This window comes from Bradyrhizobium cytisi, from assembly GCF_008123515.1.
GTDB lineage: Bacteria > Pseudomonadota > Alphaproteobacteria > Rhizobiales > Xanthobacteraceae > Bradyrhizobium > Bradyrhizobium cytisi.
Genome location: NZ_VSSR01000071.1, coordinates 39,215 through 57,286 on the forward strand (window position 1 = coordinate 39,215; position 18,072 = coordinate 57,286).

Here is an 18,072-nt window from a genome sequence, read left to right on the forward strand (position 1 = left end):
ATGGCCCGGTTTGAACGCGCACCATTGTTGAGACGGTTTCACGAGATGGCGAAACGCGGCGAGCCGATCGTCGGCGGCGGCGCTGGCACCGGCCTGTCGGCCAAATGCGAGGAAGCCGGCGGCGTCGATCTCATCGTGATCTACAATTCCGGCCGCTACCGCATGGCCGGCCGCGGCTCGCTTGCCGGGCTGATGCCCTATGGCGACGCCAACGCCATCGTGCTGGAGATGGCCGGCGAAGTGTTGCCTGTGGTCAGCAAGACGCCGGTGCTCGCCGGCGTCAACGGCACCGATCCGTTCCGCGACATGGATGTGTTTCTCGACCAGCTCAAGGCGCTCGGCTTTGCCGGCGTGCAGAACTTCCCGACCGTAGGCCTTATCGACGGCGTCTTCCGCGCCAATCTCGAAGAGACCGGCATGTCCTACGCGCTGGAGATCGACATGATCGCCAAGGCGCGCGAGAAGGACCTGCTGACGACGCCTTACGTCTTCAGCGAGAAGGAAGCCGCCGCGATGGCGATCGCCGGCGCCGACATCATCGTCTGCCATCTCGGGCTCACCACCGGCGGCACCATCGGCGCGCAGACCGCACCCAAGCTGAAGGACTGCCCGGCGCGCATCGACACCTGGGCGTCTGCCGCGCTCAGCGTCAATCCGGACATTCTCGTGCTTGCCCATGGCGGCCCGATCGCGGATCCGGCGGATGCCGATTTCATCATGAAGAACACCCGCTACTGCCACGGCTTCTACGGTGCCTCCTCGATGGAGCGGCTGCCGGTGGAGCGGGCGTTGACGGAGCAGGTACGCAAATTCAAGGCGATCGGCGCGCGATAACGCCTGTAAGATTGAGGGAGGGAAACATGTCAGGGATCCTGGTCGGCGAGCTTATTCTCTGGCTGATCGTCGCGATCATCGTGATCGTGGTTGGCGTCTACATCGTCAACTGGCTCTACCACCGCTCCTCCAAGGAGGTGTCGTTCGTCCGGACCGGTTTCCTCGGCGAACGCGTCGTGATCAACGGCGGTGCCTTCGTGCTGCCCTTCATTCACGATTACACGTCGGTCAACATGAACGTGCTGCCGATGGGGATCGTGCGTTCGCGGCAGGACGCCGTGATCACGCGCGATCGCATGCGCGTCGATATCGAGGCCGATTTCTATGTCAGGGTCCAGGCCACTCGCGAAGCCGTCTCGATCGCCGCCGCAACGCTCGGTCGCCGCACCATGGAGCCGGAACAGCTCCACGCGCTGCTGGCCGGCAAGTTCATTTCCGCGATCCGCTCGGTCGCTTCCGAAATGACCCTCGAAGAGATGCATGAACGTCGCGGCGACTACGTCGCGCGGGTCAAGACCAATGCGGCCGAGGCGCTCGCCCAGAACGGGCTCGAGCTCGAATCCGTCGCCATCACCGATCTCGACCAGACCGACCTCGAATTCTTCAACCCCTCGAACCGCTTCGACGCCGAAGGCTTGACCAAGCTGATGGAGGACATCGAGGCGAGGCGCAAGCTGCGCAACGACATCGAGCAGGACTCGATGATCAAGATCCGCACCCGCAATCTGGAGGCCGAGCGACAGGCACTCGAAATCGAGCGCGAGAGCGAGACGGCGCGGCTGGAGCAGGAACGCGACATCGAGATGCGCCGCGCGCTCCAGCGCACGGAAGTCGCCCGCGAACGCGCCCTGCGCGAGACCGAGGCCGAGCAGGCGCAGATTTCCGCACGCGAGGCGATCGAGCGCTCGCGGATCGCCAATGAACAGGCGATTGCCGAGGCCCGTATCGCCTCCGAGCGCGAGACCCGCCAGAAGGAGATCGAGCGCACCCGCACCATCGAGGAGAAAGAGCTGCTGGCGCGCGAGGAGATCGAGAAGACGCGGATCGCCAACCAGCGCTCGATCGACACGACGCGCATTGCGTCGGAACGCGAGGTCCGCCAGCGCGAGATCGAGCGGATGCGGACCGTCGAGGAAGCCGAGATCGCCGCGCGCGAGGCGATCGAGAAGGCCCGGATCCAGCAGGACCGCGTCGTTACCGATGCCCGCATCGCCAACGAAGAGGAAACGCGCCGCCGCGAGATCGAGCGCACCCGCGCCATCGACGAAGCCGAGATCGCCGCCCGCGAAGCTACCGAGAAAGCGCGCATCGCCCAGACGCTGATCGTCAATGTCGAGCGTATCGCGTCAGACGAGCGCACCCGCGCGCTGGAGATCCAGCAGGTCCGCACCATCCAGGAGGCCGAGATCGAGGCACAGCGCGCGGTCGAGGCGGCCCGCATCGCCCGCGAGCGGATGCTCGCCGCCGAGCGCATCGCTGCCGAGCAGAACACGAGGCAGCTGGAGATCGAGCGCAACCAGGCCCTTGAAGTTGCGGGCATCGCCGCACGCGAGACGACCGAAGCGAGCCGCATCGCTCAGGAGGAGCGCGTGCGTTCGCTGGAGATCGCGCGCAATCGCGCCGTCGAGGAAGCCGACATCGCCTCCCGCGAAGCGATCGAGGCGGCCCGCATCGCGCAGGAGAAGGCCGTTGCGGCCGAACGCATCCAGGCCGAGCGCGATACCCGCTCGCTGGAAATCGAGCGCACGGGCGTACTGGAGGCCGCCGAACTGAAACGGCGCGACACCATCGAGCGCCAGCGTATCGTGGTCGATCTTGCCCTGGAAGCTGAACGGATCAACTCCTCCAAGAAGCGCGAGGTGCTCAATATCGAGCAGAAGAAGGCGATCGAGATCGCTGACGAGGACCGCGTCATCGCCCTCTCCGCGAAGAAATCGGAGCGGATCGATGCCGACCGCCAGGTCCGGCAGGCCGAGATCGTCGCCCGCAAGGAGGTCGAGACCACCGACGTCTCGCGCGAGCAGGCGCTGGAAGCTGCCCGCCTCGAGCGCCGGCGCGCTATCGAGCAGCTCGAGGTCGCCCGGGTCCAGTCGTTGCAGGAGGCCGAGATCGCCTCCCGCGAGGAGGTCGAGCGCGCGCGCATCTCCTCCGACCGCGGCCTGGACGAAGCCCGCGTCGGTCGCGAGCGCGAGCTGCGCAAGCTCGAGGTCAACCGCGAGAAGGAGGTCGAAACCGTCCTGATGGAGAAGGCAATCGCGATCCATCAGAAGTCGCTGGAAGAATCCGCTGCCAAGGCGATGGCCGAGGAAGCGCGGATGCGGGCCACCGAGGCAACCGAGCGCGTCATCACCGCGCGCGAGAGCGAGATCGCCAAACGCCGCAAGACCGTCGAAATCATGATTGCCGAGAAGCAGGCCGAGGAGACCCGGATTGCCGCGGACGCCGAGCGTGTCCGTGCCACCGTCGAAGCCGAAGCCCAGCGGATGCTCAACGAGGCTGAGAACGTCCTTACCGACCAGGCCCGCTACTCGCTGTTCCGCAGAAAACTGCTCGACCGTATCGAGGGCATCGTGCGCGAGAGCGTCAAGCCGATGGAGAAGATCGAGGGCATCCGTATCCTCCAGGTCGACGGGCTCAATGGCAATGGCCATGGCGGCAATGGCGGCCGCAGCGCCACCGACGAGGTGATCGACTCGGCGCTGCGCTACCGCGTGCAGGCGCCGCTGATCGATTCGCTGCTGGCTGACATCGGCGTCGAGGGTGGCAGCCTCGCAAAAATGCCCGGCCTGATCCGCGAGGCCCGCGACATGCAGGGCATCAAGGAGTCCGCGCGCAGGGGCGGTGGCGGCGACAAGACCGCAGCCCCTCCGCCTGCAGCTGAGGGCGGCGAACCGCCGGCCGAGCGTGGTCCGCGGAAGAAGAGCTGAGGTCTGACCCATGCCCCGCGTCTACGTCTCCACCGTCGTCAATGCGCGCAATGACCGCGTCTGGGCGCGCGTGCGCGACTTCAATGGCCTACCGAACTGGCACCCGGCGATCGCTGAGAGCCGCATCGAGGGCGGCGAGCCCTCCGACAAGATCGGCTGCGTCAGGGATTTTCGCCTGCGCAACGGCGACCGCATCCGCGAGAAGCTTCTGGGCCTCTCCGACTACGACATGTTCTGCACCTACTCGATCCTGGAATCCCCGATGGGCGTCGAGAACTACGTCGCGACCTTGCGGCTGACGCCCGTCACCGACGGCGACCAGACCTTTGTGGAATGGACCGCCGAGTTCGACTGCGCGCCGGAGCGGGAGACGGAGCTCGTCGGCAACATCGGCGGCGGCGTGTTCCAGGGCGGCTTCGATGCCCTCAAGCGCGTGTTCGGAGGGTGATGGCGGTGCCGCATATCGTCAAAAGCACGATCCTGGACGCGCCGACCGATGCGGCGTGGTCGTTGCTGCGCGATTTCAACGGGCACGACCGCTGGCATCCGGCGGTTGAGACCTCCTCGATCGAGCGCGCACATTCCCCGGACAAGATCGGCTGCGTCAGGCGGTTCAAGCTCAAGGACGGCGCAGAGCTGCGCGAGCAATTGCTGGCGCTGTCCGACCTCGAACAGAGCTTCAGCTACTGTCTGCTCGATACCCCGATCCCGATGTTCAACTACGTCGCCCATGTCCGCCTGCTGCCGGTCACCGACGGCGATCGCACCTTCTGGCATTGGGAGTCGCGCTTCACGACCAAGCCCGAGGACCGCGACCGCATCACCCACATGGTTGCCGAAGACATTTATCAGGCCGGGTTCGAGGCAATCCGCCGCCATCTGAGGGAGGCCGCATAAATGGGCGTGACAGTGAAGACTTTCACCAGCGCCAGTGAGGCGGCGGGCGCGCTGTCCACCGACCGCAGCGCGCGCTATCTCGGCGGCGGCACGCTGGTGATGCGCGCGCTGAACGAGGGCGACGTCACAATCTCGACCGTCGTTCGCGCCCAGGACCAGGCGCTGACCCGGATCGATGCCTCCGGCCCGCGCATCACGCTGGGCGCCGGCGTCACTTTCGCGCGCGTCCTTGCCGAGCGAGATCTCGGCTTCCTTCACGCCCCTGCCCGTTCGATTGGTGGCCCGGCCGTGCGCAACATGGGGACTGTCGGCGGCAATCTCTTCGCCCCGAACCCGTATGGCGATTTCACCGTCGCGCTGCTGGCGCTCGATGCCACCGTCGCCGTGCAAGGCGGCTTTGGCGCGCGCGACATCCCGATTGAGGAGTTTTTGCAGGCCCGCGACCGTCAAGCCGGCACGCTGGTCCTGTCGGTCTCCTGCACCCGTCCCGCAAGCAGCGAAGCGTTTCGGTATCGCAAGATCGCGCGCATCAAGCCGAAGGGCGGCTCTGTCATCACGCTGGCCGCGCATCTGCCGATCAGCGGCGGCCGGATCGCTGGCGCGCGGATCGCGTTGGGCTCGATGGCACCGACCCAGATCCGGGCCCGCGCCGCCGAGCGGGCGCTGGAGGGCCACTCGCTGGATGCCGCAACCATAGCGGCGGCCGCATCCGCCGCCACTGAAGGAACATCGCCATCGGACAATGCGCTTGGCAGCGCCTGGTATCGCCGCGAGATCGTTGGCGTCCATCTGCGCCGTCTGCTGTCAGGACAGGAATAAACGGTCATGTCCAAGATCCCCCTGCAATTTCGTCACAATGGCCGCGACGTCGCGATCTTCGTCGACGGCGGCACCAATCTGCTGGTCGCGCTGCGCGAGCTGATCGGCGACATGACGCCCAAATTCGGCTGCGGCCAGGGCGGCTGCGGCACCTGCAGCGTGCTGATCGACGGTGAGCTTCACCTCTCCTGCCTGACGCTGGCGGAAACCGTCGCCGGCCGTTCGGTGGAGACGCTTGACGGCATGAAGCAGGGCCCGAACCTGCATCCGCTCCAGCGCGCCTTCGCCGACAATTTTGCCGCCCAGTGCGGCTATTGCACCCCGGGCATGCTGATGGCCGCAAAGGCCCTGCTCGACCGCAACCCGTCGCCGAGTCGCGACGAGGTCATTGAAGCCATCTCAGGCAACATCTGCCGCTGCACCGGCTACGAGCCGATCATCAACGCCATCCTCGCCGCCGCCAGCGGCCGGGTCAGCGCCTAAGGGAACGTGACCATGCTGGAACTGCGCAAGGACATCTTCGCCGACGAGCGCGACGACAATCTGAAGGAAATCGGCAAGGGCACCCAGCGCCAGGACATGCTCGGCCATGTCACGGGCACGTCGAGCTACTTCAACGACCACAAGCTCCAGGGCATGCTGCATCTGAAGGTCGTCCGCTCGACGCAGGCGCACGCCAGAATTCGCCGCATCGATACCACCGAGGCCGAGCGCTCCGCCGGCGTACGCCGGATCATCCGCGGCACTGATGTGCCGGTTAATCTCAACACGCTTCTGAGCCTGATCAATTTCGGCAAGGACGACGAGCCGTCGCTCGCGGTCGACAAGGTCCGCTACAAGGGCGAACCGATCGTCGCCATCGTTGCCGACAGCGAGCGCGAGGCCTTCGAGGCCATCGCAAAAGTCAAGGTCGACTACGAGCCGCTGGCGGCGGTGTTCGACGTCGAGGATGCGTTGAAGCCCGGCGCGCCCGTCGTCAACGAAACCTATCCCAAGAACACCTTCACCTATCACGAGACCTACGACCACCAGAGGCTCCGCTTCGGCGATGCCGACGCGGCGCTCGCGACCGCCGACCACGTGCTGGAGCAGCGCTACCAGATGTCGCCGATCGAGCATGCGCCGACCGAGACCAATGGTGCGATCGCGGCGCCGGACACCAACGGCCGTTATGTGATCTACACCTCGACCCAGGCGCTGTTCTTCTCGGTCGACACCTGCGCCAAGATTCTGGACGTGCCGTCCAACACCTTCCACTTTATCGGCGGCACCGTCGGCGGCGGGTTTGGCGGCAAGGTGGACACGCTGACCGAGCCGCTCGCCATTCTCGGCGCGATGCTGACCGGGCGGCCCGTGCGCTATGTGTTCGGGCGCGAGGAGGAGATGCAATACGGCCCGCCGCGCGGCGCCGAGCGCATCTACATCAAGGACGGCGTGATGCGCGACGGCCGCGTCGTCGCGCGCAAGATCCGCTGCTATTTTGACAGTGGCGCCTATACGCGGCTGTCCAGCTACGCCGCAGTGAAATGCGCAGCGCATTTGCCGGGTCCCTACACCATCCCCAACGTCTATGGCGACGTCTATTGCGTCTTCACCAACCGCACGCCGGCGACCGCCATGCGCGGTTTCGGCGTGACCGCGATGGACTTTGCCATCGAGTGCCAGATGGACAAGCTGGCACACCTCGTCAACATGGATCCGATGGAATTCCGCATCCTCAACGCCTATCGCGACGGCGACATGAAGGCGCACCGGCGCGAGGCCAAGAACACCGCGCTGATCGAATGCGTCCAGGTCGCGGCCGAGAAAGCCAAGTGGCCGCTTCGCGAGGAGTTCAAGCGAGCATCCTCGCGCAAGGACGGCGGCGGCAGCCGCGCGGTAATCCCGCCGACCCCGACGGATTCTTCGCGCGCGCGGCCCACCGCTCCGGCGCAGCAGCGCACCAGCTACGACCGTCTTCCACCCACCGTCACCCGCGAACCGCCGCGCGAGCCGCCACCACCACCTCCTCCGCCGCCCTCTCCGCGGCCAACCACGCCCTCGCATGGCGCGACCCGTTTCTCCTCCGTCTTCGGCACCAGGAGGCGCTAGATGACCCGGCATCGCGGACGCGGCATCGCGTCGATCAACTATCCCATCGGCATGAATCTCGGCGGCGACCCCAGCCAGGCGCTGGTGCATTCCAACCCGAGCGGCAAGTTCACGGTGGCGCTGTCGTCGATCGACTTGGGACAGGGCATGAAGTCGGTGACGCGGCAGATCTGCGCGGAGACGCTGGGCGTGCCGGTCGAGGACGTCTATGTCGACACCGCAGATTCCGACACCGGCCCGCATTGCATGGGCTCGTTCGCTTCGCGCGGCACCCATCGCGTCGGCAACGCCGTGATGGCGGCGGCCCGCGAGGCTCGCGGTGTCATGATGGAAGCTGCGGCCGAAGAGCTCGAGGTCAACGCCGCCGATCTCGAGACCGACGGGCGCGGCAACATCCACGTCAAGGGCGCGCCGCATCGCTCGATCTCGACCAAGGACGTCGCGATCGCCGCGCAGTTCAAGCAGGGCAAGACCATCTCGGGCCGCGGCATCTTCCTGGTGCCTCTCTCTGAAGTGAATCCGGAGACCGGCGAGATGTCGCCCGCCACCTGCTACGCCCATGCCTGCCTGGTCGCCGAGGTCGAGGTTGACGACGAGACCGGCGAAGTTGCGATGGTGCGGATGGATTCGGCCTACGAGCTCGGCCGCGCGCTCAACCCGCGCCTGGTCGAGCAGCAGCTTGTCGGCGGCGCCTGGATGGGCGTCAGCCACGCGCTCTACGAGACCCCGGAGCCATATTATCCCGAGCCCGTGCACGGCCCGCGCGACTTCGTCGAATATCTGATGCCCGGCCCCGGCGACATCTGCCCGCATGACATTGCGGTGCTGGAGCGCCCTGCCCCCGACGGTCCATTCGGCGCCAAGGGTCCGGGTGAGATGTGTGCGAACCCCGTGCTGCCGGCGATCGCCAATGCGATCTTCAACGCGGTCGGTGTACGCATCGACGATCTGCCGATTACGCCGGAAAAAGTGTTGCGTGCGATCAAGGCCCAGGGCGGCACGCGGCCGCAGGCGCGGCGCTAGAGGGCCCGGTTCATGGCGGTCCGCAGCAACATCGTCGGCATCGACAGCCCGGAGGCGCTGGAGAAGGCGCTGCGCGCCGCCTATTACCTTGCCGACGAGGGCCTCGCGACTGCCGCCTACCTCGGCCTCGCGCTTGGCAAGCCGCTGTTGCTCGAGGGCGCACCGGGCGTCGGCAAGACAGAGGCCGCAAAAGCCATCGCCGCCGTGCTCGGCCGCCGGTTGATCCGCCTGCAATGCTACGAGGGGATCGACGCCTCCGCGGCGCTCTACGAGTGGAACTACCCGCGCCAGATGCTCGCGATCCGCCAGGCCGGCGACGAAAGTATCGATATCTATGGCGAGACGTTTTTGATCGAGCGTCCCATGCTGGCGGTGCTGCGGGCCCCAGACTCCACCGTGCTGCTCATCGACGAAATCGATCGCGCCGACCAGGAGTTCGAGGCCTTCCTGCTCGAATTTTTGTCCGACTTCCAGATTTCGATCCCCGAGCGCGGCACGGTGCGCGCCACTGAGCGACCCGTCGTCGTGCTGACCTCGAACCGCACACGCGATTTGCACGAGGCGTTGCGCCGCCGCTGCGTCTACCACTGGATCGACTATCCCACCGAAGAGCGTGAGGCACGCATCGTCATGCTGCGGGCTTCCAGTGTTGCGGAAGCGACCGCACGCGCCGTCGTCGCGGCCGTCGGCAGGCTCCGTCGCGAGCCGCTCAGCAAGGCGCCGGGCATCGCCGAAGCCGTCGATTGGGCCGAGGCCGCAACGCTCCTACACAGGGGCGGCGCGCGCTGGCCCGACGCCTTCAGGCGCTCGATCGGCGTGGCGCTGAAGGATGAGGAGGATCTGCATTTCATCTCGCCCCGGCTCGACGCCATGCTCGCGGAGGCAACCGCATGAGCACCGACCTCCAACTGCCACAGGCCGCCCGCATCTTCGTCTCCTTCGTTGCACTCATGCGCGCCAACAGCTTTGCCGTCGCCCCGGAGCAGACCACCGCGTTCCTCACAGCGATCGAGTTGCTCGGCCCACGCGACCTCGGGGATATCAGACAGGCGGCACTGGCCACTCTCGCTCCACCGCCCGAACGCCGCGCGAGTTTTGACCGCCTGTTCGACCTCCACTTCCGCGGCAGCGAAGCGTTGGAGCGCGTCGATGATGGCGAGGACGACGAGACCGTCAGGCTACAGGAAGAGGGCCGCGGCGACGAGGAGCCGCTGCTCTCCGAGGAGGCCAATGAGTCCGGCCTGACCGCCACCCGCACCGAGGCGCTGGTTGAACGCCGCTTTGCGCAGCTTTCCACGACAGATGCACTCCGCCGCCTGTCGCGCGAGGCTCCCCGGCGGCTGCCGCGGCGGCGCGGCCATCGCCGCATGCGCGCCCGTCGCGGTCCCTTTGCCGATCTCCGCCGCACCTTGCGCGACTCCGTCCGGAATGACGGCGAAATTCTGCGGCTCGGCCATATGAAGCGACGCCAGCGCCCGCGAAAGTTCCTGCTGCTGATCGACGTCTCCGGCTCGATGAAGAGCCGTACAGAGGAGAACATGAAACTCGCTCATGCGCTGGTCCAGGCTGCGCCCAATGTCGAGGTCTTCACCTTCGGCACCCGGCTGACCCGCGTCACTCGTTCGTTGCGGCTGAAGCGGCGCGAGCAGGCGCTGAGTGCGGCCGCGCATCTCGTCAGCGACTGGGACGGCGGCACCCGCATCGGCGACGCGCTGCGGGCCTTCCTCGCAGTGCCGCGGTTCGGCGGGTACGCGCGAGGGGCGGCCGTGGTCATCGTCTCGGACGGGCTGGAGCGGGGCGAACCCGATGCACTCCGTGACGCCGTGGCCAAACTGTCGCGGCGGGCCTGGCGCGTCAGCTGGCTGACGCCGCTCGCGACCGGGCAGAGCTTCCGTCCGCAGACGGAAGCGCTGGTCGCCATCGAGCGCTTCGTCGACGACCTCGTCGACGGCGGATCCAGCACGTCGATCGTTGCCCACGTACTGGCACTGGGACGAAGGAGAGTTGCGTGACCGAGATTGTCGACGGGCATCATCATATCTGGCGGCAGGCCGATCTGCCCTGGCTGGTCGGCCCAATGCAGCCGCGCATCTTCGGACCCTACGAGGCGGTCCGGCGCGACTATCCGATCCGGGAATATCTCAACGACCTCGAGGGCAGCGGCGTCACCCGCTCGGTCTACGTTCAGACCAACTGGGCCAACGACCGCTTCGAGGACGAAGCCGCCTGGGTGCAGCAGACCGCCGACGAGCACGGCTGGCCACATGCCATCGTCGCCTATGCCAATTTCGCGGTCGACGACGTGCGCCCGCAGCTCGACCGCCTGAAGCGCTATCCGCTGGTGCGCGGCGTACGCATGCAGCTGCACTGGCACGAGAACCCGCTCTATCGCTTCGCCGCAAAGCCCGATCTCTGCATCGATCCCATGGTCCGTCGCAACATTGCGCACCTCGCCGACTACGGCTGGAGCTTTGATCTCCAACTCTTCGCGCCTCAGATGCCGGATGGAGCGCAGCTTGCGGGGTCCTGTCCCAAGGTGACCTTCGTCCTTCAGCATGCCGGCATGCACGAGGACCTTTCGCCTGGGGGGCGCGCTGCCTGGCGCGCCGGGATGGCCCGGCTCGCGACGTGTCCGAACGTGGTCTCCAAGCTGTCGGGGCTCGGCACGTTCATCCATCGCAACGACCCCGCGCATATCGCCGCCGTCGTCACCGACACCGTCGCGATCTTCGGCGCCGAGCGCTGCCTGTTCGGCTCCAATTTCCCGATCGAGAAGTTGTGGACCAGCTATCGCGAACTCGTCGACGCCTTTCGTGCAGCGGCAGCACCGCTGAACGCCGAGCAACGAGATGCGATCTTCAGAGGCACCGCAACGCGCGTCTATCGGCTTTGACAGATAAAAGCAGAACAGGGAGGGATACGAATGGCGCTCGAGATCAAGATCCTGGATTACGGCGATATCGAGCTGGAATCGAGCTTCCTGGTGCTTGGCCGCGACTGCGGCCGCACCCGCCGCGTCCTTACGCTGGGCTTTCTGATCCTCGGCGGCAAATATCCGGTCGTGGTCGACACCGGCTATCGCTCCAACCAGATCATGGAAACGCTGGGCATGCGCGGCTTGCAGTACCACGAGAACATGATCGAGAACCAGCTCGCACGCCACGGTGTGCGCATGGGCGATGTCCGCTTTGTCTGCCACACCCATCTGCACATCGACCATGCCGGCAAGGACGATCTGTTCCCGATGAACACGACTGTCGTCCTCAACCGCAAGGAGCTGGAATATTCGGTTTCCGGCCTGATGCATCCGCAATATCCGGCACCCGACATCAAGCACCTGATCGACCGCCTGCACACCAAGAGCGCGCTGCGCTTCCTCGACCTCGAGATCACCGGCCCGATCGAGCTGATGCCCGGCGTCTATTGCGACGCCGCCAACGCTCATACCGAGGGCTCGATGAACATCATCGTCGAGACCGCCGACGGCATCGCTACCATCTGCGGCGATGTGATCTACGATATCAATGACCAGATCGTCACGCCCTTCAACGAGATCCACGATTGGGAGCCGCGCACGACCGGCAATCACGGCACCAGCAAGCGCGCGGAGAAGGCCGCGATCAAGAAGCTGCTCAGCAACTCGCGCTATCTGCTGCCGGTGCACGACCGCCCCGCCAAGATCGAAGGCGGCAACGTCGTGGGCCGTCTCCAGGACCAGGTGCCGGGCCCGATCGTGCAGTCCCTGCCCGCGCGGAACTGGTTTCCGGCCTGAGATGATCTTGAGGACCGACCCATGACACACGTCACCTTGCGCTCCGAATTCGAGACGCTGATCGACCCTTACGCGCCGGTCGCGCAGGTCGGCACAGGTTTTGACTTCACGGAAGGGCCGATCTGGCATCCCGTTGATCACTACCTTCTGTTCTCGGACATGCCGGGCGACGTGCGCCGGCGCTGGGATGCGCGGCGCGGCGTTGCCGAGGTCAAGCGTCCGTCGAACAAATGCAACGGCATGACTTACGATTCCGAGCTCAACCTGATCGTCTGCGAGCACGCGACCTCGTCGCTGATCCGCGAGCGGCCGGACGGACGGCGCGAGGTGCTGGCCTCGCACTTTGGCGGGCAGGAGCTCAACAGCCCCAACGACGTCTGCGTGCACTCGTCCGGCGCGATCTATTTCTCGGATCCCTGGTACGGCCGCATGCCGGTCTACGGCGTCGAACGGCCGCGCCAGCTCGGCTTCCAGGGCGTCTATCGCGTGGTGCCCGGCAGCGAGCCCAAGCTGGTGGTCGACAGAACCCTGTTCGATCAACCGAACGGACTGTGCTTCTCGCCCGACGAGACATTGCTTTATGTCAATGACACCGTGCAGGCGCTGGTCCGCGTCTTCGACGTCAATGCCGACGGCACGTTGTCGAACGCGCGGGTGTTCGCAAGCGGCATCCGCTCCGAGCTGGAGCCGGGCCTGCCAGACGGCATGAAGTGCGACCAGCACGGCAACGTCTGGGTCACCGCACCCGGCGGCGTCTGGGTCTATTCGCCGCGCGGCGAGCTGCTTGGAAAAGTTCGCGTGCCCGAGCTCGTCGCCAACCTCGCCTGGGGCGGACCGGATTTCCGCACGCTGTACCTGACCTCGACGCATTCGGTTTATGCCATCCCGACCAAGGCCGGCCCGCGCCACGAGCCCTACATGAGCGGCAGGCGCAGTGGTGGCGGCACCACGAGCGCCGGCCCTGCCGCCGCGGCGCCAATCCTGGCCGACGGCGAGTTGCGCCTCGATCCAAACCGCTGCGCCATGATCATCCAGGACCTCCAGAACGACGTCATCATGGACGGCGGCGCCTTCGCCGAGTCCGGCGCGCCAGGGCACGCGAAGCAGCAGCATGTCGTCGAGAATGTCCGCCGCCTCGCGGAGGCCGCGCGTGCCCGAGGCGTGGTCATCATCCACGTCTGGTTCGTGGTCGAGCCCGGCGCACCCGGCGTGACGCTGAACGCGCCGCTGTTCGAGGGTCTCGTCGACAGCAAGGCGATGGTGCGCGGCAGCTGGGGGGCGGCGCCGGTCTCCGGCCTCGAGCCGCGGCCCGGCGACTTCGTCGTCGAGAAGATGCGGATGAGCGCCTGGGAAGGCACGCGGCTCGAGACGATCCTCAAAGCCACCGGCCGCGACATGATCATCAACACCGGCGCCTGGACCAACATGTCGGTCGAGCACACCGCGCGCACCGGTGCCGACAAAGGTTATTTCATGATCGTGCCGGAGGACTGCTGCTCGACCATGAATGCCGACTGGCACTCGGCCTCGATCAACTTTGCCATGCAGAACGTCGCGGTGGTCACCCGCGCGGACGCCGTCATTAGAGCGCTGGGATGAGTGGCGGTGAAGCTTCTGCACCTCTCCTGCTCCCCACGCGCCGATTCCGAGTCGAGCGCCGGTGCACGGACGTTCCTTGACGGCTTTCGCCAGGCCCGCCCCGACTGGGACATCGACGTCGTCGATCTCTGGCGCGAGCTCATGCCGGAATTTGCAGGCCCCATCGTCGAGGCCAAATATGCGCGGATGAACGCGCTGGCCTTCAACGACGCGCAGCGGGACAGCTTTGCGCAGGCCGAGCGGATGGCGCTGCGCTTTTCGCTGGCCGACCGCGTGCTGATCTCGACGCCGATGTGGAATTTCGGCATCCCCTACAAGCTGAAGCAGTGGTTCGACATCGTCATCCAGCCCGGCCTGACGTTCCGATTCGATCCGGCGCAGGGTTACCTTCCTTTGCTGAAGGATCGGCCGACGATCGTCATCCTCGCCTCCGGCAGCGACTTTGCCACCGGCATGAACCGCGGCCGCATCGACATGGCGACTCCGTACCTGCGCGAGGCGCTTCGTTTCATAGGCGTCAGCGACGTGCGCTTCGTGCCGATCGGCCCGACGGCAGGCCCGGCCGAGCCGATCCGTGCCGCCCGCGACACCGCCCACCGCCGCCTCGCCGAGATAGCGAAGCGGTTCTGAGCTGCGCTCTTGTCACCCTTGCAGCGACTGAAGATCCGGCATCCCCGATTCAATGGCGGTCGGGATATCAGGCGCGCCGCTCGATCGCTTGTCGGGTGTGACCGCGAGCAGCCGTATCTTGCCCGCCTGACTCAAGAACCCTTGGCCACCGCTAGCCTCCCGCAGCAGCCGCACGTCGCGGCAGCTTCCAGTCCGGCCGGATGAAATGGCAGGTGTAGCCGTCGGGATAGCGTTCGAGATAATCCTGATGCTCGGGCTCGGCCTCCCAGAATTCGCCGGCGGGGGCGACTTCCGTCACCACCTTGCCGGGCCACAGGCCCGATGCCTCGACATCGGCAATGGTGTCTTCGGCGACGTGCTTCTGTTCGTCTGACGTGTAGAAAATCGCGGAGCGGTAGCTCGTGCCGAGATCATTGCCCTGACGGTTGAACGTCGTGGGATCGTGGATCTGGAAGAAGAACTCAAGCATGGTCCGGAAGCTGGTCTTCGCGGGATCGAACATGATCTCGATTGCTTCGGCGTGGCCTTCGTGATTGCGATAGGTGGCGTTCTTCACCCGACCGCCGGTGTAGCCGACCCGCGTCGAGATCACGCCAGGCTGCTTGCGGATGAGATCCTGCATGCCCCAGAAACATCCTCCAGCCAAAACTGCGCGCTCTGTCGTCATTTGATGCTCCATCTGCTCCATCGGGATTGCCGCGATTCAAGCGGAAACACCCCATCCTCGACGGCCCCTCGCCCAGGACTTTGCCTTCATCAGGCCGATGCCGGCAAGTCCTGGTGTCGGCAAGTCCTGGTGCCGGCAAGTCCTGGCGCAGCTCCCAATATTCGGCTAGGTCAATTTGGCGTCGAGCGTAATCGTCGCGTTGAGCACTTTCGACACCGGACAGTTCTTCTCGGCCTCGCCGGCGATACGGGCAAAACCGGCGTCGTCGAGGTTGGGCACTTTGGCACGCAAGGTCAGCGCCGACTTGCTGATCTTGAATCCCTTCCCTTCGGGATCGAGGGTAACCGCGGCCTCGGTGGAGAGCTCAGTCGGCGTGAAGCCAGCGAGCTGAAGACCGAAGGCCAGCGCCATCGTGAAGCAGCCGGCGTGGGCCGCTGCGATCAATTCCTCGGGATTGGTGCCCTTCTCGTTCTCGAACCGCGTCTTGAACGAATAGGGCGTCTCGGCGAGCACGCCGGATTCGCTCGATAGATGGCCGGTCCCATCGCGGCCGGTGCCCTGCCATACTGCCTTTGCCTTGCGGATCATCTCTTTCTCCTGGTTTTGCTTGCCTGCTTGCGCACCGCGCCGACGGAAGGCTATCCCGGCGTCACCGCGGTGTCGCCCTTCAACCGTTCGAGCGCCGGAGCGGTTCCGTCAAATACCGACCTGTCCGGCGTGGAAGCCTAGGCCTAGCCGGATTTCGACGTCGCCCGCGCGGTGGAAACCACGCGCCGCTCCAGCCGGATGTCTTCAGCCGCGACAGATGATCAGCTTGCGATCGACGTTGGCTGAAGAGGTTCTTTATCCCGCCGGCAGCGCATCGAGGTGGCAGGCCACCCACTGTTCGCCCCCAGCCGAACGAAGCTGCGGCTCTTCGGTCCGGCAGCGATCGAACACGTAGGGGCAGCGGGTGTGGAAGCGGCACCCGCTCGGCGGATTGATCGGGCTCGGCACGTCGCCGCCCAGGATGATGGGGTTGCGCTGCGCACCGGGCTCCGGCAACGGAACTGCCGAGAGCAGCGCCTTGGTATAGGGATGCCTGGGCGCCGCAAATATCTCCCGGCGCGGCGCCACCTCGACGATCTTGCCGAGATACATCACCGCAACGCGGTGGGTCATGTGCTCGACGATCGCGAGGTCATGGCTGATGAACAGCAATGCCAGCCCGAACTCGCGCTGAAGATCCTGCAAGAGGTTGACGATCTGCGCCTTGACCGAGACGTCGAGCGCCGAAACTGCCTCGTCGCAGACGATCAGCTCCGGCTCGGCCGCGAGCGCCCGTGCAATGCCGATGCGCTGGCGCTGGCCGCCGGAGAATTCGTGTGGCCTGCGGTTGAGCGCTTCCCGCGGCAAGCGCACCGTGTCCATCAGCGCGGTCACGCGCGTCTCGAGGTCGGCCGCAGATTTGGCGAGGCCGAAATTGCGGATCGGCTCCGCCAGGATGTCGCGCACGCGCATGCGCGGATTGAGGCTCGAGAACGGATCCTGGAACACCACCTGCATGCGTTGCCGCATCTGGCGCATCGTGCTCGGATGCGCGTCGTCGATGCGCTGGCCATCGAGGATCACCTGGCCCGACGTCACGTCGAACAGCCGCAGGATTGCGCGGCCGACCGTCGACTTGCCGCAGCCGGATTCGCCGACCAGCGACAACGTCTCGCCGCGCGCAATCTCGAACGACACGCCGTCGACCGCGTAGACCCATTCGGACTTGCGCCCGAACAGGCCGGTCTTGACCGGAAAATGCTTCTTGAGGTCGTTGACCTGGAGCAGCGGGGGGCTCATGCCGCAACCGCTCCCTTGGCGGCGTAATGGCAGGCAGCGATGTGGCGCGGCGCCTTTTCCTCGAGACCCGGCGCATATTGCCGGCAGAGATCGGTCGCGAGCGCGCAGCGGCCGGCGAAGACGCAGCCGGTGATGGGCTTGCGCAGATCGGGCACCTGTCCGGGAATCTCGGCGAGCCGCCTCGCGGCGCCGGTCAGCGAGGAGCCGAGCCTCGGCACCGCGCCGAGCAGGCCCTGCGTATAGGGATGGCGCGGCGAGCGGAACAGCTCGGCGACCGGCGCCTCCTCGACTTTACGGCCGGCATACATGACCATGACGCGTTCGGCGATTTCGGCGACCACGCCGAGATCGTGCGTGATCAGGATGATCGCCGCACCGACACGGCGCTTCAAATCCAGCATCAGCTTCAGGATCTGTGCCTGGATTGTGACGTCGAGCGCGGTGGTCGGCTCGTCCGCGATCAGGAGCTTCGGATTGCAGGCGAGCGCGATCGCGATCATCACGCGCTGACGCATGCCGCCGGAAAGCTGGTGCGGATATTCGCGCACGCGCCGTTTCGGCTCGGGAATGCCGACCAGCGTCAACATCTCGATCGCGTGCGCCTCGGCGGCCTGCTGGTCCAGCCCCTGATGGATCATCAGCGTTTCACGGATCTGACGGCCGACGGTCAGCACCGGATTGAGGCTCGTCATCGGTTCCTGAAAGATCATCGAGATGTCGTTGCCGCGGATCGCGCGCATCTCGCGATCTGAAAGCTTCAAGATATCTTTGCCCGCGAAGCGGATGGCGCCTGCGATCCTGCCCGGCGGCTCCGGGATCAGCCGCATCAGGGACATCGAGGTCACCGACTTGCCGCAGCCGGACTCCCCGACGATGGCCAGCGTCTCGCCCTCATTGACGTGGAAGGATACGCCGTCGACCGCGCGGTTGATGCCGCTGGGCGTGCGGAAGTGGGTCTGCAGATTCTCGACTTCGAGCAGTGCCAT

At 65.9% G+C, this 18,072-nt stretch carries 18 protein-coding genes and 1 pseudogene; 14 read left to right on the forward strand and 5 right to left on the reverse strand.

Features of this window, described 5'->3' with window-relative positions:
• The 14 genes from FXB38_RS34805 to FXB38_RS34870 are packed head-to-tail and all read left to right on the forward strand — an operon-like array spanning position 1 to position 14,592.
• A complete protein-coding gene (locus FXB38_RS34805; RefSeq protein WP_148755464.1) occupies positions 1–834 on the forward strand; it encodes a phosphoenolpyruvate hydrolase family protein in 834 nt (277 codons plus the stop codon).
• 26 nt (positions 835–860) lie between these two features.
• Positions 861–3,761: a flotillin family protein gene (locus FXB38_RS34810; protein WP_148755465.1), complete on the forward strand. Its 2,901-nt coding sequence runs from the start codon at positions 861–863 to the stop codon at positions 3,759–3,761.
• Between the two features lie 10 nt (positions 3,762–3,771).
• Positions 3,772–4,209, forward strand: a complete 438-nt coding sequence (locus FXB38_RS34815) for an SRPBCC family protein (protein ID WP_015686997.1) — start codon at positions 3,772–3,774, stop codon at positions 4,207–4,209.
• Between the two features lie 5 nt (positions 4,210–4,214).
• Positions 4,215–4,658, forward strand: coding sequence for an SRPBCC family protein (locus FXB38_RS34820; RefSeq protein ID WP_148755542.1), 444 nt, complete (start codon positions 4,215–4,217; stop codon positions 4,656–4,658).
• On the forward strand, positions 4,659–5,477 hold the full coding sequence (locus tag FXB38_RS34825; RefSeq protein ID WP_148755466.1) for an FAD binding domain-containing protein: 819 nt from the start codon (positions 4,659–4,661) through the stop codon (positions 5,475–5,477). It abuts the gene before it with no gap.
• A 6-nt stretch (positions 5,478–5,483) separates the two neighbouring features.
• Positions 5,484–5,960, forward strand: coding sequence for a (2Fe-2S)-binding protein (locus tag FXB38_RS34830; RefSeq protein WP_148755467.1), 477 nt, complete (start codon positions 5,484–5,486; stop codon positions 5,958–5,960).
• Positions 5,961–5,972: 12 nt separating this feature from the next.
• Positions 5,973–7,568 carry a xanthine dehydrogenase family protein molybdopterin-binding subunit gene (locus FXB38_RS34835; protein ID WP_148755468.1) on the forward strand — a complete coding sequence of 532 codons (1,596 nt, stop codon included), beginning with the start codon at positions 5,973–5,975 and terminating at the stop codon, positions 7,566–7,568.
• Positions 7,569–8,591 (forward strand): xanthine dehydrogenase family protein molybdopterin-binding subunit, encoded by a 1,023-nt coding sequence (locus tag FXB38_RS34840; RefSeq protein WP_148755469.1) that lies wholly within the window; start codon positions 7,569–7,571, stop codon positions 8,589–8,591.
• A gap of 12 nt (positions 8,592–8,603) precedes the next feature.
• Positions 8,604–9,485 (forward strand): AAA family ATPase, encoded by an 882-nt coding sequence (locus FXB38_RS34845; protein WP_148755470.1) that lies wholly within the window; start codon positions 8,604–8,606, stop codon positions 9,483–9,485.
• The gene (locus FXB38_RS34850; protein WP_148755471.1) at positions 9,482–10,603 is read left to right on the forward strand and encodes a vWA domain-containing protein; all 1,122 of its coding nucleotides are present in this window, start codon (positions 9,482–9,484) and stop codon (positions 10,601–10,603) included. Before FXB38_RS34845 ends, FXB38_RS34850 begins: the two co-directional genes overlap by 4 nt.
• Complete coding sequence (locus FXB38_RS34855; protein WP_148755472.1) at positions 10,600–11,484, forward strand: amidohydrolase family protein; 885 nt, start codon at positions 10,600–10,602, stop codon at positions 11,482–11,484. The genes FXB38_RS34850 and FXB38_RS34855 overlap by 4 nt, the downstream gene beginning before the upstream one ends.
• 30 nt (positions 11,485–11,514) lie before the next feature.
• On the forward strand, positions 11,515–12,363 hold the full coding sequence (locus FXB38_RS34860) for an MBL fold metallo-hydrolase (protein ID WP_148755473.1): 849 nt from the start codon (positions 11,515–11,517) through the stop codon (positions 12,361–12,363).
• A 21-nt stretch (positions 12,364–12,384) separates the two neighbouring features.
• Positions 12,385–13,962 (forward strand): isochorismatase family protein, encoded by a 1,578-nt coding sequence (locus FXB38_RS34865; RefSeq protein WP_148755474.1) that lies wholly within the window; start codon positions 12,385–12,387, stop codon positions 13,960–13,962.
• Positions 13,963–14,592, forward strand: coding sequence for an FMN-dependent NADH-azoreductase (locus FXB38_RS34870; protein ID WP_187435348.1), 630 nt, complete (start codon positions 13,963–13,965; stop codon positions 14,590–14,592).
• Positions 14,593–14,619: 27 nt separating this feature from the next.
• On the opposite strand, the pseudogene FXB38_RS45145 reads toward FXB38_RS34870, so the two are convergent.
• The 5 genes and pseudogenes from FXB38_RS45145 to FXB38_RS34895 all read right to left on the reverse strand — a co-directional run.
• Positions 14,620–14,727, reverse strand: a pseudogene (locus FXB38_RS45145) (tripartite tricarboxylate transporter substrate binding protein); the annotation flags it as partial.
• A 16-nt stretch (positions 14,728–14,743) separates the two neighbouring features.
• Complete coding sequence (gene msrA, locus FXB38_RS34880; RefSeq protein ID WP_148755476.1) at positions 14,744–15,259, reverse strand: peptide-methionine (S)-S-oxide reductase MsrA; 516 nt, start codon at positions 15,257–15,259, stop codon at positions 14,744–14,746.
• Between the two features lie 165 nt (positions 15,260–15,424).
• Complete coding sequence (locus tag FXB38_RS34885) at positions 15,425–15,847, reverse strand: OsmC family protein (RefSeq protein ID WP_148755477.1); 423 nt, start codon at positions 15,845–15,847, stop codon at positions 15,425–15,427.
• A gap of 255 nt (positions 15,848–16,102) precedes the next feature.
• Entirely contained in the window at positions 16,103–17,086 is a 984-nt protein-coding gene (locus FXB38_RS34890; protein ID WP_148755478.1) for an ABC transporter ATP-binding protein, read from the reverse strand.
• Positions 17,083–18,072 (reverse strand): ABC transporter ATP-binding protein, encoded by a 990-nt coding sequence (locus FXB38_RS34895; RefSeq protein WP_187435349.1) that lies wholly within the window; start codon positions 18,070–18,072, stop codon positions 17,083–17,085. Before FXB38_RS34895 ends, FXB38_RS34890 begins: the two co-directional genes overlap by 4 nt.

Excerpts from the sequence above, each read along its gene's own strand:
- FXB38_RS34805 (WP_148755464.1), top strand. The coding sequence starts at position 1 with ATGGCCCGGTTTGAACGCGCACCATTGTTGAGACGGTTTCACGAGATG.
- FXB38_RS34810 (WP_148755465.1), top strand. The coding sequence starts at position 861 with ATGTCAGGGATCCTGGTCGGCGAGCTTATTCTCTGGCTGATCGTCGCG.
- FXB38_RS34815 (WP_015686997.1), top strand. The coding sequence starts at position 3,772 with ATGCCCCGCGTCTACGTCTCCACCGTCGTCAATGCGCGCAATGACCGC.
- FXB38_RS34825 (WP_148755466.1), top strand. The coding sequence starts at position 4,659 with ATGGGCGTGACAGTGAAGACTTTCACCAGCGCCAGTGAGGCGGCGGGC.
- FXB38_RS34830 (WP_148755467.1), top strand. The coding sequence starts at position 5,484 with ATGTCCAAGATCCCCCTGCAATTTCGTCACAATGGCCGCGACGTCGCG.
- FXB38_RS34835 (WP_148755468.1), top strand. The coding sequence starts at position 5,973 with ATGCTGGAACTGCGCAAGGACATCTTCGCCGACGAGCGCGACGACAAT.
- FXB38_RS34840 (WP_148755469.1), top strand. The coding sequence starts at position 7,569 with ATGACCCGGCATCGCGGACGCGGCATCGCGTCGATCAACTATCCCATC.
- FXB38_RS34845 (WP_148755470.1), top strand. The coding sequence starts at position 8,604 with ATGGCGGTCCGCAGCAACATCGTCGGCATCGACAGCCCGGAGGCGCTG.
- FXB38_RS34850 (WP_148755471.1), top strand. The coding sequence starts at position 9,482 with ATGAGCACCGACCTCCAACTGCCACAGGCCGCCCGCATCTTCGTCTCC.
- FXB38_RS34860 (WP_148755473.1), top strand. The coding sequence starts at position 11,515 with ATGGCGCTCGAGATCAAGATCCTGGATTACGGCGATATCGAGCTGGAA.
- FXB38_RS34865 (WP_148755474.1), top strand. The coding sequence starts at position 12,385 with ATGACACACGTCACCTTGCGCTCCGAATTCGAGACGCTGATCGACCCT.
- msrA (WP_148755476.1), bottom strand. The coding sequence starts at position 15,259 with ATGACGACAGAGCGCGCAGTTTTGGCTGGAGGATGTTTCTGGGGCATG.
- FXB38_RS34885 (WP_148755477.1), bottom strand. The coding sequence starts at position 15,847 with ATGATCCGCAAGGCAAAGGCAGTATGGCAGGGCACCGGCCGCGATGGG.
- FXB38_RS34890 (WP_148755478.1), bottom strand. The coding sequence starts at position 17,086 with ATGAGCCCCCCGCTGCTCCAGGTCAACGACCTCAAGAAGCATTTTCCG.
- FXB38_RS34895 (WP_187435349.1), bottom strand. The coding sequence starts at position 18,072 with ATGGCACTGCTCGAAGTCGAGAATCTGCAGACCCACTTCCGCACGCCC.